This window comes from Streptomyces spirodelae, from assembly GCF_017676385.1.
GTDB classification, from domain to species: domain Bacteria; phylum Actinomycetota; class Actinomycetes; order Streptomycetales; family Streptomycetaceae; genus Streptomyces; species Streptomyces spirodelae.
Window position 1 is genome coordinate 62,418 of sequence record NZ_JAFFZN010000010.1, and the last position, 14,905, is coordinate 77,322.

General features: G+C 68.5%; 16 protein-coding genes. 9 read left to right on the forward strand and 7 right to left on the reverse strand.

The genetic code is table 11. The annotated features are described in order from the left end of the window. Positions 1-93: 93 nt before the first annotated feature. The 3 genes from JW592_RS13105 to JW592_RS13115 all read right to left on the reverse strand — a co-directional run bounded on the left by JW592_RS13105 (position 94) and on the right by JW592_RS13115 (position 2,188). The gene (locus JW592_RS13105) at positions 94-519 is read right to left on the reverse strand and encodes a sensor histidine kinase (protein ID WP_209265210.1); all 426 of its coding nucleotides are present in this window, start codon (positions 517-519) and stop codon (positions 94-96) included. A gap of 82 nt (positions 520-601) precedes the next feature. After that, positions 602-1,114: a Rossmann-fold NAD(P)-binding domain-containing protein gene (locus JW592_RS13110; RefSeq protein ID WP_209265211.1), complete on the reverse strand. Its 513-nt coding sequence runs from the start codon at positions 1,112-1,114 to the stop codon at positions 602-604. 153 nt (positions 1,115-1,267) lie between these two features. Beyond that, positions 1,268-2,188, reverse strand: a complete 921-nt coding sequence (locus tag JW592_RS13115) for an NAD-dependent epimerase/dehydratase family protein (RefSeq protein ID WP_209265212.1) — start codon at positions 2,186-2,188, stop codon at positions 1,268-1,270. Between the two features lie 573 nt (positions 2,189-2,761). Here JW592_RS13115 and JW592_RS13120 point away from each other — a divergent pair. Next, entirely contained in the window at positions 2,762-3,718 is a 957-nt protein-coding gene (locus JW592_RS13120; protein ID WP_209265213.1) for a helix-turn-helix transcriptional regulator, read from the forward strand. Positions 3,719-3,902: 184 nt separating this feature from the next. Here JW592_RS13120 and JW592_RS13125 read toward each other — a convergent pair whose 3' ends face one another. Continuing rightward, positions 3,903-4,862, reverse strand: coding sequence for a quinone oxidoreductase family protein (locus JW592_RS13125; RefSeq protein ID WP_209265214.1), 960 nt, complete (start codon positions 4,860-4,862; stop codon positions 3,903-3,905). A gap of 198 nt (positions 4,863-5,060) precedes the next feature. On the opposite strand from JW592_RS13125, the gene JW592_RS13130 reads away from it, so the two are divergent. Next, on the forward strand, positions 5,061-5,681 hold the full coding sequence (locus JW592_RS13130; RefSeq protein WP_307805397.1) for a TetR/AcrR family transcriptional regulator: 621 nt from the start codon (positions 5,061-5,063) through the stop codon (positions 5,679-5,681). Positions 5,682-6,136: 455 nt separating this feature from the next. Here the strand turns inward: JW592_RS13130 and JW592_RS13140 are convergent, their stop codons facing one another. After that, positions 6,137-6,793 carry a maleylpyruvate isomerase family mycothiol-dependent enzyme gene (locus JW592_RS13140; protein WP_209265216.1) on the reverse strand — a complete coding sequence of 219 codons (657 nt, stop codon included), beginning with the start codon at positions 6,791-6,793 and terminating at the stop codon, positions 6,137-6,139. A 72-nt stretch (positions 6,794-6,865) separates the two neighbouring features. Here JW592_RS13140 and JW592_RS13145 point away from each other — a divergent pair, with 72 nt between their 5' ends. Further along, the gene (locus tag JW592_RS13145) at positions 6,866-7,219 is read left to right on the forward strand and encodes a hypothetical protein (RefSeq protein WP_209265217.1); all 354 of its coding nucleotides are present in this window, start codon (positions 6,866-6,868) and stop codon (positions 7,217-7,219) included. Positions 7,220-7,283: 64 nt separating this feature from the next. On the opposite strand, the gene JW592_RS13150 is transcribed toward JW592_RS13145, so the two are convergent. Further along, positions 7,284-7,895 (reverse strand): HAD-IA family hydrolase, encoded by a 612-nt coding sequence (locus JW592_RS13150; RefSeq protein WP_209265218.1) that lies wholly within the window; start codon positions 7,893-7,895, stop codon positions 7,284-7,286. A gap of 497 nt (positions 7,896-8,392) precedes the next feature. Here JW592_RS13150 and JW592_RS32740 point away from each other — a divergent pair, with 497 nt between their 5' ends. Genes JW592_RS32740 through JW592_RS13160 form a run of 3 tightly spaced genes read left to right on the forward strand, consistent with a single transcriptional unit; the run spans position 8,393 to position 9,908 of the window. Next, positions 8,393-8,563 (forward strand): hypothetical protein, encoded by a 171-nt coding sequence (locus tag JW592_RS32740; protein ID WP_229375960.1) that lies wholly within the window; start codon positions 8,393-8,395, stop codon positions 8,561-8,563. Beyond that, the gene (locus JW592_RS13155) at positions 8,560-9,036 is read left to right on the forward strand and encodes a GNAT family N-acetyltransferase (protein WP_229375929.1); all 477 of its coding nucleotides are present in this window, start codon (positions 8,560-8,562) and stop codon (positions 9,034-9,036) included. The genes JW592_RS32740 and JW592_RS13155 overlap by 4 nt, the downstream gene beginning before the upstream one ends. Beyond that, the gene (locus JW592_RS13160) at positions 9,033-9,908 is read left to right on the forward strand and encodes a PaaX family transcriptional regulator C-terminal domain-containing protein (RefSeq protein ID WP_209265219.1); all 876 of its coding nucleotides are present in this window, start codon (positions 9,033-9,035) and stop codon (positions 9,906-9,908) included. Before JW592_RS13155 ends, JW592_RS13160 begins: the two co-directional genes overlap by 4 nt. Before the next feature lie 127 nt (positions 9,909-10,035). Here JW592_RS13160 and JW592_RS13165 read toward each other — a convergent pair whose 3' ends face one another. Continuing rightward, positions 10,036-11,043: an NAD(P)/FAD-dependent oxidoreductase gene (locus tag JW592_RS13165; RefSeq protein ID WP_209265220.1), complete on the reverse strand. Its 1,008-nt coding sequence runs from the start codon at positions 11,041-11,043 to the stop codon at positions 10,036-10,038. Between the two features lie 98 nt (positions 11,044-11,141). On the opposite strand from JW592_RS13165, the gene JW592_RS13170 reads away from it, so the two are divergent. The 3 genes from JW592_RS13170 to JW592_RS33345 all read left to right on the forward strand — a co-directional run bounded on the left by JW592_RS13170 (position 11,142) and on the right by JW592_RS33345 (position 14,869). Beyond that, complete coding sequence (locus tag JW592_RS13170) at positions 11,142-11,765, forward strand: XRE family transcriptional regulator (RefSeq protein ID WP_209265221.1); 624 nt, start codon at positions 11,142-11,144, stop codon at positions 11,763-11,765. 117 nt (positions 11,766-11,882) lie between these two features. Next, positions 11,883-12,776, forward strand: coding sequence for a class I SAM-dependent methyltransferase (locus JW592_RS13175; protein ID WP_209265222.1), 894 nt, complete (start codon positions 11,883-11,885; stop codon positions 12,774-12,776). A 335-nt stretch (positions 12,777-13,111) separates the two neighbouring features. Further along, a complete protein-coding gene (locus JW592_RS33345) occupies positions 13,112-14,869 on the forward strand; it encodes a Hint domain-containing protein (protein ID WP_209265223.1) in 1,758 nt (585 codons plus the stop codon). Positions 14,870-14,905 lie beyond the last annotated feature (36 nt).

Genomic DNA, 14,905 nt, shown 5'->3' on the forward strand with positions numbered 1-14,905 from the left:
GATCCGAGCAGCGACCCCGATGCCTTGCCCCAGTTGGCCCGGAGTTTGCGCAGGTAGGAGCGGGCCGTACGGCCCGGCCGAACCCCGCGTGCGTCAGCCGTCCACTCCTGAGCCCCCGTGCTCCCGGGGTACGTGGAAACGGTGACGGTGACGGCCAGGCCGCCCTCGGGTCCGGGCAGGGGCGTCAGTTCGGCGCCGTGTGCCTGCGCGAACGGCGGCCACGATGGGGGGCATACCCCAGACCGTGCCCCTCCCGGCACCGCGCGGCGCGAGCCGCTGGAAGGGCTGGTGGAGCGCGGGGGTGCGGCTGCGCGGTATCGGCTCTCCGCTGTTGGCGACGTGCAGCCAGGGCCGGCCGCCGCTGGTTCCGGCCGCGACGTGGATCCAGTCGTCGCCGGGGGTGTAGCGCCGCGCGTTGTCCACCAGGTTGACCGCCGGCCGCTCCACCAGCGCCGCGTCGCCGTGCACCGTTGCGGGTCGGGTGGCGACGGTCGTGCGCGCGCCCTCCCGGTCGCGCACGACCGCCGTCGCTGACCACCCCGTCGTCCGGGTCGTCGTTCTTGCCGGTGAGCTTGAGCTTCGCCTTCGGCGTGCCGTCGCGTCAGGCCATCAGTGCTTCGCGGAGCGTCGAAGGCTTGAGTTTGAAGGTGCCGCGGATATCGCTGTCGTCCACGATGAACGGGCGCTCGGACATGTAGCTCATCTCGGTGAACTCCCGCCACAGCGGATCGGTGAAGGACAACAGCGTCAAATCCCGTTCGGTGAGCGGCTCCAGCCGCGGTTCGGCGGCTCCGTGCAGTTCGGCGAGTTCGGTTGCGGCCTGACGCAGGGCAGTGGTGATGACCGGGGCATGCCAGGCCCTCCCCCAGGCCCGTTCGTCACGGCTGACCGCCACCAGCGCTGCGGCGACGTCCTCGGTGCAGGAGAACGAATGCGCCGCATCGGGGTTGCCGTGGACGAGGGCCAGTTCGCCGTCGCGGACTCGGGGTGCGACCAGCAGTGTGAACGCTGAGACTGCGCCTGGGCCCAGGTACTGGCCTGCTCGCACTTCGGTGGCCCGCAGCCGCCCTCCATCGTGGGCCTCCTTGGCCTGCCGCCACAGCTCGGCCCTCACCCGGCCTTCGCAGGGGCGTCGTGGGGGCAACCGCTCATCTGCCGGGGGTAATTGGGCCTGGACACAGCTCTCCGGACCAGCACTCTTGGGACTTCGCCCGTACGCTCCGATCCGGGAGGCCGGAGCCGCACAGGCGGGGAATTGCGGCGGGAATCAATGGGCGGTGGGCTGACTCGGTTGGAAATAGTGCCCCTGGTCGAGATCCTCGAGCAGGCCGATCTCGGTCGGAGCCCAGCCGGTGACCTCTCGGGTGAGGGTGTTGGAGACGGGGCTGTCGGGCTTGAGGAACATCCCGACGAACCCGAAGTGCTCGTCGACTTGGTCCATCGGTACCGATCGTGTCGGAATGCCGAGGTGGCGCCCGATGGCCGCGGCGATCTCGCGGATCGCGATACCCTCCTCAGCCACGGCGTGCAGGTATCCCGTCGGTGCGGCCTCGATCGCCAGCCGGAAGAGCCGGGCGGTGTCCCGGACGTGTACTGCAGGCCAGCGCAACGACCCGTCACCTGGGTATCCCGAGAACCCGGCCCGGCGAGCGGTCGCGATGAGATGCGGGACGAAGCCGTTGTCCCCCTTGCCGTGGTTGGTCGGAGCCAAACGCAGGACAGCGGGCCGCGCCCCCTGCTCGGCGAGCGCGAGCGCGGCGTCGTCCGAGGGCTGTCGCACGGCAACCAGCGCGTCGGGCGAGGGGCGATCGTGCTCAGTGGCAGGCACCCCGTGCCGCGACAGTCCCACGGTGCCGGAAGCGACAGCGATTGCCCCGCCAGAAGCGAGCCCCTCACCGAGCGTCTGGATGGTCGTGACGTCGGAGGCGACTGCCTCAGCCATCCCTCCGCTCAAGGAACGCTCGACCGGAAATGCGAGGTGGACTACGGCGTCGACGCGGGCGGCGGCGTCGCGCAGCACGTCGAGGTCCTCGACGGTGCCGCGGACGCTCGCGGCGCCGGCGGCCTCGACGGCGGCTGCCGACTCCTCCGAGCGGGCCAGCCCGGTGACATGGTGTCCGGCTGCGAGGAGCTCGGGTACGACGGCGGAGCCGACCCAGCCGGATGCGCCGGTGACAAGAACGCGCACGAGAAGAACCTCCATACAGTGGTAGTGGTCGCTCACCGCGGTAGGGAGACGGACGCTCCACTTGATCGCCCGTCTCCGCCCTGTCTTCCAGGGCCCGAGTCGTGGACCGATTGCCTTCCCCATCGGCTGCTCCCGGAGAAGCGGGCGAGGCCCGCCGCGGCGCGACTGCCCAAGGTCGACGGGGCGTCTCCTCACCGGCGCGTGACGGGAGGGGTCACGCTTACTGGCCACAGCGGCGAGTGCCCCACTCACCTGTCAGTTCGTCGAAGCGGATGGCGTCGAGGATGCGGCCACTCCGGCCGCACATCCGGACGCTGGTCCATTCAGGCACAGGATTCTCCTCGTGGGGCGGGGCTGCCTGGGAAGCACCGTGGGGGAGGCGCTTCGTCACAAGCATCACGGCAACGTGCGGTGACAACCACGGCGCATCTATCGTCGGACTCAGAGACCGTGGACAACCCGCCGTGGCCGCCCGACACTGAAGGAACCGGAGGACCGAGCCGTACCGTCCGGATCGGCGTCCGAGCCCTTGGCCAACGCCTCGCCCCGACCTGCACCCCGGAGCACACCGCGATGACCGACCGAACTGAACTCGGCCACTTTCTGCGGGCTCGCCGTGCGGCCCTGCGACCGACCGACGTCGGGCTGATGCCAGGTGGTCGCCGACGTACGCCCGGTCTGCGCCGCGAAGAGGTGGCGATGCTCGCGAACATATCCACCGACTACTATGAGCGGCTCGAGCAGGCCCGCGGCGTCAATCCGTCGGAAACCCTGCTCGCCGCGCTCGCCAGGGCGCTGCGCCTGTCGACCGACGCACGCGATCATCTCTACGCGGTTGCCGGGTATCAGCCGCCCCCGGGCCTGTCCCACGACGGTTACGCCGATCCCGGCCTGACGCACATCCTCGACTCCCTCAAGGACGATCCGGCCCAGATCGTCGATGACCTCGGCACGGTCGTCATCCAGAATCCGATGGCCGTCGCTCTGCTCGGCCCGCTGGTCGACCGCCCCGGCCACGAGGCCAACGGCGCCTGGCTCTGGTTCGTGCGGCCCGAGCATCGCGGTATCTACGCCGAGGAGGAGCACGAGGCGATCGGGCGCACCATCGTCGCCGACCTGCGTGCGTCCGTCTTCCGTCACGGCCACCACCCGGCTGGGCAGGCCCTTGTCGACGAACTCCGCGAAAAGAGCACGGAGTTCGCTGCGCTCTGGGAGCTCGGCGAGGTCGCCACCGTCAGGTCGACCCGCAAGTCCGTCCTGCATTCCCAGGCCGGCCGGCTGGATCTGCACTGCGACATCGTCCTCAGCCCGGGCACCAGCAAGCGGCTCTTCCTCTACCGGCCGCGACCCGGCACCGAAACGGCCGAACGCCTGGAGTTCCTCCGGCCGCCGCCTCGCCCGGGCGGAGAGAGCCGGTCCGGAGCGGGTTCCGCTGCTCAGCTCCCCGGCGGGGCCAAGGCGCTCTCCCCCACCGGAGCGGGCCGGATGAGCCGCGTCCCGCCTTCCTCGGGGCAGAGGATCTCCATGTGACCGCGGAGCTGACCCCCACCCTCTTCCCCGACATCGACGCATCTGGCCAACCGGCCACCGCAGATCAACCGTTCAAGGAACGGACGTCCGCGCCGGACGTACCCGACTGCCTCGACGGCTTGGCCGTCCGGCCGTGGGACACTCCGGCGGTACCCGGGCCTCGGGGCGGGTACCGGCGGCGTGGTCACAGGAGGATGACGGTGCGCTCGCCCGGTGCGTCCTGGTGGGCCCAGGCCGCCTCGACCTGGTCGAGCGGGAACGGGTGCGGGTGCACGGTCATGCCGCCTGCGGCGATCGCCGCGACGAGTTCGGTGAGCTCCCGCTGCATGATCTGCATCTCCACCGAGCCGAAGCCGCTGCCCAGGATGCGGAACGCGTTGGAGCGCAGGGTGTGCCCGGACAGGGTGATCGAGTCTCCGCCCACGCCGCCGATCTGCACCCAGTCGAGCAAGCGGGTGTGCTGGGTGCGTGCCCCGAGGACGGCACGCATGGCGAGTTCGGTGGGTGGGCCCCAGATGTAGTCGAGGACCACGTCGACCTCCGCGGCGGCCTCGGCGAGCGAGGCCGCGGTGGCGTCCTGGTCGGGGGCGAGCTGGACAGTATCGTCCGCGCCTTCGGCACGGAGTTCGTCGAGGCGGGTGCGGTTGCGGCCGGCGGCGATCACCCGCCCGGCACCGAGGTGCTTGGCCACCTTGACAGCCATCGATCCGGCGTTGCCGGTCGCGCCGTGCACCAGGACCGACTGCCCGGCCTGGAAGGGCACACGGGTGCGCAGCACCAACCATGAGGACATGGCGGGGTTCATGGTCGCGGCCAGCGGTGCGGGAGCGGCTCCGGCCGGGACCGGGATGGCGGCGGCCGGATCGATGACGATGCGTTCGGCCAAGGAGCCGGCGCCCATCACCATGACGTATCCGAGGCTGCCGTCCGCCCGGCGGACGACGGCGTCGGCACCGGCCAGCGCGGGCAGTGTCCTGGGACTCGTGTAGTGCTTTCCGGCGGCGATGCCGCGAGTGGCGGGGTGCACGCCGACGGCGAGGACTTCCACCACCTCTTGGCCGGGGGCGGCATCGGGGGCGGGGATGGAGCGGAAGTGCGGCGGCTCATCGTAGGACTCTACGAGCGCGGCATTCATCATGGACATGCGAGCTTCCCTGGCGTCGATTGGCGGTGAGGGGGCTGCGGCTCAGCTGGGACGGAACCGGCGGGTGAACCGTAAGATACGGAGAAGTATCTTATGTGTGAGGATAGGGGCTCACGTTAAGATACGCAAGCGAATCTAATCGTCCGGCGGGACGCCGCGAGAATGGATGTGTGGGCGCAATGGATACTGGGGGCAGCGGTGAGTGAGCGGCGTACGGAGAGCACTCCCACCCGACGCAGGGGTGCCGCCCTGGAGAAGGCGATCACCGACGCCGCCTGGGAGGTCCTGGTCGAGCAGGGCTACAACGGCTTCACCTTCGAGGCCATCGCAGCGCGTGCCGGCACCAGCAAGCCGGTGCTCTACCGGCGCTGGCCCCAGCGCGAGGACCTCCTCATCACCACACTCGCCCGGCACTGGCGTCCACTCGACACCCCTGACACCGGGAACCTGCGCCAGGACGCCCTTACTCTCCTGCGCACGGTCAACGCCGAGCGCGCCCAAGCACTGGTACTCATGCAGATCCACCTGGCGGACTACTTCCGCGCAACCGGCACCAACTTCAGCGACCTACGCAGCCGCCTCCTCACCGCAGACCAGACGTCTCCCTTCAAGCGGCTCGTGGACCGCGCCGTCGAGCGCGGCGAACTTGCGGAGGTGCCGCGAACCGAACGCATGGTGAACCTGCCCTTCGACCTCGTGCGCCACGACATGCTGATGCGCATGGGCCCGGTGGCGGACGAGACGATCGTCGAGATCGTGGACACGGTGTGGCTGCCCCTGCTCGACCTGCCGCCGCACGGTGCGCACGCAGGACGTTGAGAAGGCCGAGGCCGAGGACTGGTCGAAGGCCCGGCGGTAGCCTGGACTACCGGGAGCCCGCCAGTGTGCGGCTTGTCGAAGGACTCCTCCAGGTAGGCGGTCTCGTGCGGCTGGTAGGGCTCCAGGGCGACTGGGCCGGGGACAGACCCCGCTCGCCCGCGATCTCGTGGACGCGCTCGGCCACTGCCTGATCCTCGTCGCGGTAGAGGATCCTGCCGCCCTCGTCGGTCTCGGCCCGCGCCGTGGCGGTGTCCCGGGTCCGCGTCAGCCCCGGCTCCAAGCACCATCTGATCGTCGCCCGCCACGGAATTCCGCTCACCAGGACGCTTGCCGGCGGCAACGGGCACGATGTCGCCGGATCCCGCTTCTTCTGGGCTGTCTGTTCGGCTGATCCGGCGTCTGACAGCAGTCGGCAGAAGCCACTCAGGTCCGGAAACGGGATCGCAACTTGTTCTTCAACCTGAGCGCAGTCGGGCGCGCAGGACTGCCGCACCGTCCCCCTCAAGGTCCTCGCAGGCCGCTGCGCGGCCTGCCATCGCCATCACCAGCGAGAGGGTCGACCCCCGGAGCAGATCCCCCGAGCCGGCGGTGAACGGCCCGTCTGTGGCCTCGACCCGCAAGCCCGCAATCGCAGTCTTGCTCGCGACGGTGAAATCGCGGCCGGCGAAGAACCGGGCCACGGCGGTCGTCGTGGCCACCGGCGGCGTCCGCGCAAGACCCAGTGGCCGGCGGATGTCCTCGCCGTGGACGACTATTTCGCCCAGCCAGGCCGCAGTATGTCCTGTCGGTCCGGCGGGCCCGGCGACAACTTCGCGGAATCGCCGCAGGGTCTCTTCGGGTGCAGCACCACGGTGCTTGGCGAGTCGTCGGTCGTTGTGCAGATCGGGGTTGAAGCGCGCGGCCAGCATGCTCAGCAGCCAGCGCCACATCCTCGTACTGGCACCTGCGGTCAGATGGGCTACGACCTCCTCCACGGTCCAGCGTTCACACAGTGATGCTTTCGCCCACTCGGCCTCGCTGAGCCCGGTGAGGTCTTGAGCGAGCGCGGACCGCTCGACGTGTATCGCCCTTTCCAGCGCTTTCCGGGTTTCCAGCACGTGTGGTTCAGCCATGGGGCGGCCTCCAGAGATCGGTGTTCTCCATCAGGGACTCCTGCCGCCGCCCAAACTCATCGACCGCACCCCGTGGCGAGCCCTTTTCGACGTTCCATTATCGAAACGGGGCTGGAACAGCTGCTCAACGCGATGGCCTACGCGGACCAGCGCACCGGCACCGGCACCGGTCGCCGCCATGCACTGCGCCTCGCGGCCGCCGCGGTGGTCGCCACGGCGGTTACGGGGACGGGAGTCCTGATCGCCACGGACCTTGTGCCCGGCGTCAAGACGATCCCGGGAGTGAAGGACTCCGCCGGGCGGACCGGGGTGGGGATCGCCTGCACCGAGCGCGGATCCTACGAAGGCACGTACCTGATCTTCGACCCGGCCTCGTATGAATTCCTGGGAGCCAAAGACCGTGCCGGCGAGCGGTTCGCAACGTGATAGCTCGGCCTCGCCGGGAGCGACCGGCCCGGCCCGCGTCATCCGAGCAGGTCGCGGGCTGGAGTCAGGGCCCAGCGTCCAGATGAGCTGCGATGCGCCTGATCGTCCCGGCATTGTCCTCGAACAGATGCGCCTGCATGCCCGCCGCCTGGGCGGCCTCAACATTGGCTGCGACATCGTCCACGAAGAGACAGCGCTCCGGCCGCACCTCCAAGCTGGCGCAAGCAGCTTCGAAAGCACGCAGATCAGGCTTCTCGATGCCGAGTTCGTGCGAGTAGACGATCTGCTCCACCAGCTCGTCGAAGTGGTACAGCGCCGTCTCCCGCTCCCTGGCCCCGACGAAGCTGTTGCTCAGGATGCCCAGCCTGCATCTTCCCTGCAGCCCCCGCACATAGGCGATGAGCTCCTCGTTCGGCGTCCCCAGATACTCCGTCCAGAGATCAGCCATGAAGGCGTCAGCCTGGGACGTTTCTAGACCCAGGCGGACCGCTACCTGTTCATACACCTCCCGTTCGCTGATGCTCCCGACACTCCCAGCACGCCACACGTCGCGCATCCGCTCATACACGCTGCCCAGCGGCAGCCCCAGCCGCTCTTCCCACCGTCGCACCCACCCCGTCTCCCGCGTGATCTCCAGTACGCCGCCGATATCGAGAATTACGCAGGTCGCGGTCACACGCCCCCCCCCTTTCGCCCCGTCCGGCCAACGAGCACACTCCTGTGATCCACGGAAGCACTGTTGCCCTTCCCCTGGGAGCAAAGGCAAGCAATCTTGGAAGCCCTGTGACAGCCCTGTCGCGAGCCGCTGACACGATCGGCCGCATCAGCAGGTGCGATCAAAGCCCGTGAGGCGAGAAACGATCGAAGCCACCCCAGGGGACAGAAACACGCACGGAGGGCAGCAGATGCAGGGACTGTGCTGCACCGCCGCCGTCTTGCCCACCCCAGGCTCCCCGAACACGCACCCGGTCCCGATTCCCCGAGCTGCGACCGTGTGCCCGACCGTCTGCACACGGCGATGCGGAGCCCGCGCCTTCGGGAGTGGATCTCTGGGCAGATGCGATCTGGCCGACTCCGGTCGATTCTCTTGCCATCAAAGCTATCACGGCCAGAACGGTCGTTAATTGAGTGATAGCTTTGAGAAAGGTTGCAACGGCAAGAGGGGGAGTCCGCATGGGATTCGACGCAACAGACACCGGCACCGGGTACGTGACAGTCCGGCGGGGCATACCGGAAGGAGCCGAGCGGCGGGCGGCCGAGCTGTACTGGGACGCCTTCGGCGTCAAACTCGGCCCTGCCCTGAACCCGCAGGACAAAGCGGTGTCTTCCTCACCGCCCACCTGAACGCCGACCGCGCGGTGTGCGCGCTCCTCAACGGGCAGCTGGTCGGCCTCGCCGGCTACCACCTCGGCGGCCGGGCCCTCACCGGAGGCTCGGCCGCCGCCGTGCTGCGCACGTACGGACATCTGAGGGGGCTGCACCGGCTCCTGCTCCTCGCCTTGTTCGAACGCCATCCGGCCCCCGGGCAGCTCCTCATGGACGGCATCGCCGTGGATTCGGGCGTACGTGGCCGCGGCGTCGGGAGCCTGCTCATCGAAGAAGTGGCCGCAGTCGCGGCTGAACAGGACTGCCGGGAAGTCCGACTGGACGTGATCGACACCAACCCGCGCGCCAGGGCCCTGTACGAGCGGCGCGGCTTCACAGCCGTACGGACCGAGCACACGCCCTGGCTTCGCGGGCTGATGGGCTTCGGCGCGGTGACCACCATGCACCGCACTGTCGGGGCGAACGGGCCGAGAGGACTGAGCACATCATGACCGAACACATCGAGATCCCCACCCGCATGCTCGTCCACGCGCTGATCCGCGAGGACGGCACCGTCCGCGCGGACGAGCTCTACACCGTCGCCAACACCCTGGAGATGAGTGACCAGCAGGTGCGGCTGTGCGTCAAACGTCTGGTTGCCGAAGGCCGGTTCACCCACGAGGGCCGGGGTCGCAAGGCGGAGCTGCACGCCACCGCGGACACCATGCGTGCCCTCGCCCCCAACGCGGACTTCCTGCGGCACGCGTTCCAGCAGGACGCCGGGCTCGCCCCCTGGGACGGCGTCTGGCACCTCGCCGCCTTCGCGGTGCCCGAATCGGCGCGCACGGCCCGGGACTCGCTGCGCGACACTCTCGTCCACCTGGGCGGTGCCCCGCTCCAGGGCGGACTGTACGTCTGCGCCAACGCCTGGGAACCGTACGTCGAAGAAGCGGCCCACCGCCTCGGCGCCCATGACGCGCTCACTCTCCTCACCACGACGGACCTGCGAAGGGGCGCCACCCAGGAGCCCGCCGAACTCACCCGCAATCTGTGGCCTCTACAGGAGATCGCCGAGCGCTACCACCGCCTCAGCCGCCTGGTGAAGCCCCGCCTCGCCCGGCTCACCGGTCACGACCGGCTCTCCCCTTCCACACTCCTCACCATCGCGGTCGAACTAGCCGCCGAACTCACTCGCGCCATGGAGCCCGACCCGCTCCTCCCGCCCCAACTCCTGCCCCAGCCGTGGCCGGGCACCCAGGCCCGGGAACTCATCGCCCGGTGCTGGGCCGCGCTGCACCACCAAGGACACGGCGAAGCCCGCCCGGCACTCTTCCGCCTCTACGCCGACATCACCAGAGAAGTAGCAGAGCGTGCCGCGCGCTGAGAATGGGTGAGGCACCCCGATTCCTCTTCCGGCAGACGGGCATCAGATCAACATTGTGCGCTTTGATGCGTTCCGGCCGGTGCGCGTTCGGGCGTACGCCGGCACCTGCAGCAGCGGGGCTTGCGTGTCAGCCTGTGGTCTTCCGCGTGGCGGCGAGCGCGGCGTCGGTGTCCGCGGCGGCCAACGCTGCGTTGATGTGGGCGCCGGCCAGGGCTCCGGCCGCGGCAGAGGCGCCGACTTGGGCGGTGAGGTCGGTTGCGTTGCCGGCCACCCACACGCCCGGGATCTCGGTGGTGCCGGCCATCGCGGATGTGAAGCGTTGGCCCATGTTGTCGGGCAGGTCTTCCATCGGCAGCTTGAGACCCTCCAGACCCTCGGTGCGGGCCTGCATCCGCGTGGCCACCGCCAGGATCCGCCGCTCCACGACGCTGCCGTCGGTCAGGCGGACGCCTGCGAGGGCTCCAGCGTCGTCGTTGACGACTTCCTTGACCTCGGTCTCGATGATGCGGACGTTGCGGGCGGCGAAGCGGGCGCGGGTCTCCGCGTCCAGCTCGGTGCCGTTCGTGAAGAAGGTGAGATCGTCGGTCAATTGGCGAAACAGCCAGGCATGGTGGACGGAGGCGGGGCCGATGGCGAGGATGCCGATGGGCTCGTCGCGGACCTCATAGCCGTGGCAGTAGGGGCAGTGCACCACGCCGTGGCCCCAGTGCTCGGCCAGGCCGGGCACCTCGGGCAGTACGTCACGCAGGCCAGTGGCCACCAGTACCCGGCGTGCCGTCAGCGTACGGCCGTCGGCCAGGGTGACGGTGAATCGGAGGTCGCCGTCCGCCGCGGGCGCGGCGGGTTCGGCCGCGGCCACTTCCCCGAACACGACCCGGCCGCCGTATTCGCGTACCTGCCGGCGTCCGCACGTGAGGATCTCGGTGGGCGGGGTGCCGTCCAGGACGATGAAGCCGTGCATGGCGTCGGCGGGGGCGTTGCGCGGGGCGCCGCTGTCGATCACGACGACCGAGCGGCGGGAGCGGGCCAGCATCAGCGCGCCATTCAGCCCCGCGGCGCCGCCGCCGATCACCACGGCATCCACCGTCTCGCTGGGCAGTGCGTCGCTCTCGTAGCAGAAAGTCTGGACAGACATGTCGCCCCCTTTCGTCGTACGTGGCCCCCTGGCTCCCTGCTGGACCACCTGTATTCGACGTTAAGCCCGTGTTGCATTGAAGGCATACCATATTGCCTATGACGCAAGAAGATGGGCAGCTGGACAGCCTCGTACGCAAACGGATCCGCGCGCTGCGCGTCGCGCAGGGGTGGTCACTGGAGGAACTGGCCAGTCGGGCCAACCTCAGCCAGTCCTCTCTGAGCCGCATCGAGAGCGGCCGGCGCCGACTCGCCCTGGACCAGCTGGTCACGCTCGCCCGCGCTCTGGACACCACCCTGGACCAGCTCGTGGAGAACGCCGCCGACGACGTCGTCATCAGCCCGATGATCGACGGCACGCGCGGCCTGATGCGCTGGCCCATAAAGGGCGACCCCGGCATGAGCGTGATGCGTCAGCGGATGACCGAGCCGCCACCCGACAACCCGGCCCGCATGCGCGCCCACTCCGGCCGCGAATGGCTCGTCGTGTTGTCCGGAACCGCCATCCTCATGCTCGGCCACCGGCGCTTTCGTATCGAAACCAACCAGGCCGCAGAGTTCCCCACCATGATGCCGCACGCCATCGGCGCCGACGGCGGACCGTGCGAGATCATGGGGATCTTCGACCGCGACGCCCGCCGCGGCCACCAGAGAGACGCCGGCACCGGCACCGAAGCCGACTGCGACGCCAGTCAGGCCCCTGCGAATAGCGGGCTCCGGTGAGCCGAAGACCCCCGGCGCGGTGGGCGATCTTGCGTGGCGGGCAGCGCATCGAGTCCCCTTCTTGCGTTTTCCGCAAGCACTCGTGCCGCAGACGCATGACCATTTTACGGTGCTGCCATGACCCGAGCGCACCAGCACACCTCCCACCATGGCGAAGGCGGCCACCACCCTGACCACGGTCCCGATGTCCACCACGCACACGGTGACGCCGGCCAGGCGGAGATCCTCGATCTTGATGCCGAGGTACTCGCCGAGCACATAGCGTCCATCACCGCCTGGCTGCCGCTGAAGAGTGAGCCGCACCAGATCGTGGACCTGGGCTGCGGCACCGGCGCGGGCACCTTCGCACTACTCGAACGTTTCCCCGACGCACACGTCACCGCCGTCGACACCTCGGCCGGACATCTTCGCCTCCTACGCGAGAAGGCATGCGCCCGCGGAGTGGAGGGGCGCGTACGGACCGTGCAGGCCGACCTCGATCGAGACCACTGGCCCGACCTCGGCAGACCGGATCTGGTGTGGGCCTCGGCCTCGATGCACCATATGGCCGACCCCGACCGCGCCCTGGCGCACGTCCGCGAACTGCTCGCCCCCAGGGGCCTGTTCGCCGTCGTCGAGCTCGCGGGCTTCCCCCGCTTCCTGCCCGCCGACGCACCCGAGAACCGGCCCGGTCTCGAAGAGCGCGCCCACGCCGCGACCGACAGCTTCCACGCCGAGCACGTTCCGCACCGCGGCGCCGACTGGGGACCGATGCTCACCGCCGCCGGCTTCACCGTCGAGGACGAGCGCACCATCCCCGTCAACATCGAAAGCGGGCGCAGCGAAGCGATCGGCCGCTACGCCCACGGCAGCCTGCAGCGCATCCGCGGCGTCGCCGCACCCGCCCTCAGTCGCGAGGACCTCGCCGCCCTCGACGAACTCCTGGACAGCGACAGTCCGAACAGCCTGCTGCACCGCGAGGATCTCGCCGTACGCACCGAGCGCACCGTCTGGGCCGCCTGCCGCGCCTGACCTCGGCCGCCCGGGGTTGCCTGCCAGGCAACCCCGGCACCCGAGTTGCTTGCCTCATACGAAACCACCGCCTGCGCAACACCATGTGCCTCGTCGGGCTGAGCAATCATGCCCGCGCACCGCCTCGACCAGCGCAATCGCCGCGACGGATGCAACTGACCCTTGCCCCTGTACGCGACCGGGCAGCCCTGCCTGCGTCCATCGACGGATTCCGCGAGGGCCTGCGCGGGGCCACGGCACGCGCACACCGATGGGCACCGAAGAGCACGCCGAGGCATCGGCCCACGGGTCCGGAACCGCACTGCTCCAGTTGCGGTAGTCACCGCAACTCGACCGTGTTCACCGTCGGCAGCGCCTTTCCTGAAAGCTGGGAGGCAGGTGCCACTCTGGCCGTGTTTGAGCGTCGGCGGATGAACGGGAAGGGTCCGGGAGTGCTGACACCTGATGATCAGAGAGATTTCTTCCATCTTCTTGAGTCGGTAGGAAACCGCGAGAATGTCATTCTTGATTTCTCCGACGAACGCCAGTTCCGGTCCGCACTCGCAATCCACAATCTCGGTGGACACACGCCGGAGAGCCGACCTGGCATGCACATGGCACTAGCTGAGAGACGCGAACGTCATATCCTGCGGAATGGCGCCGGAGGCGAGCAGCTGCCGCAGGACCCACCCTTTGAGACCGGTGCATGGGTTGATGAAATCAGCCGTGTCACCGGAACTCCCCTAGTGGCAGCATCCGGATTTTCAAGCGTGGTCGGCGGCGCATTCCAACTCAATTCGACGATCGCACTGTTCAATTCTCAGGACAAGGCCCTACTGGCTTCCGGTTCCGGGACTCAATTCAATGAGGGTCGGCCTCTCGACCTGTACGCGGAACCCCTTCCCGACCAGCACCCCCAACCGCAGGTAACGGCTACCATTTTCTACTCGTACCAGCAGAATCCCGGGGATCCATGGGTGACTGCGTTGACACAGCGCAGTATTGACGTCGGCGTAGGTGTCGCCCCAGAGGTCACACACCCGAACAGGCATCAGTCCGCGGTCACGAGCGAATACATTCGTATCGCCCTCGGACGCGGCGCGAACAACCAGAACGATGTCGACTACTGGTATTGGTACCACACCGACTCCACCACCTACGCGCTGCCCTGGTACGGGAGCGTGACTCTGCCTGCCCGCCCGCGAGCGCTGGTATATGGTGTCAACCCTGTGATTTTCGGCCGCCTCCGTCACGGGAAAGGCGGAACCGGTGGCTGCGCAGAACTACCGGAAGCCTCCAAAAGAAACATTTTCGACAATCTGCACGTCAGCGGCAACACGCTTTCATGGACGCTGACTCCGCCGTCCGACCAGCCACCTTGGGACTCCATGGGCAATCCGCTGAAATGGGGGGACCTGAAATGGGTGAGTGGTGAGGCCGACTACCTGTCGCTGCAGCTTGTCATTTACCTCGAGGACCAGACGGTTCCGGCTACCGCAACGGTACAGAGCGCGGACGGACCTTCCCCTGCTCTCGACGGAGTCACCTACATTCCGCCGATTCAGTTTCTGTGGAGCTGCATGGTCGCGGGAACCCCGGTTCTCCTCGCGGACGGTTCTACCATCCGCATCGAAGACGTGGTCCGTGGCTCGGTCGTGCAATGCGGTGACGGCCTCGCACGTCGGGTGAGCTCCACGACGATCTTCCGCTTCAGTGGCGATGTTGTGCGCCTGCTCACCGAGGACGGCAGCGAAGTGGCGCTGTCCGGTAACCATCCAGTGGTGACGGCGGACGGAATCGTGCAGGCGCACGAGCTCGAGCCCGGCGTCGCGCTGCGCGTACGAACGGGCACCGCTGTTCTTCGAAGAGCGGACCGCGAGCCCTATGAAGGGCTTCTCTGCAATCTTCGGCTCACGGAGTCCGCGGAGCCCGATCCGGTGGAGAGCACAGTCTTCGCGGGTGGCATCGAGGTCGGTGACTACGCATTGCAGACATCGCACGACTACGCCCACAGGACGGACCCTGACCGGATTCTGGCCATGCTCGATCCGCGCTACCACCCGGACTTCGAGAACCATCTGAACGAGACCACAGCGGCGGCTGACCGCAGATGATGATGTCCCCGGGCGAAACGCCCACGGTGATCGCCG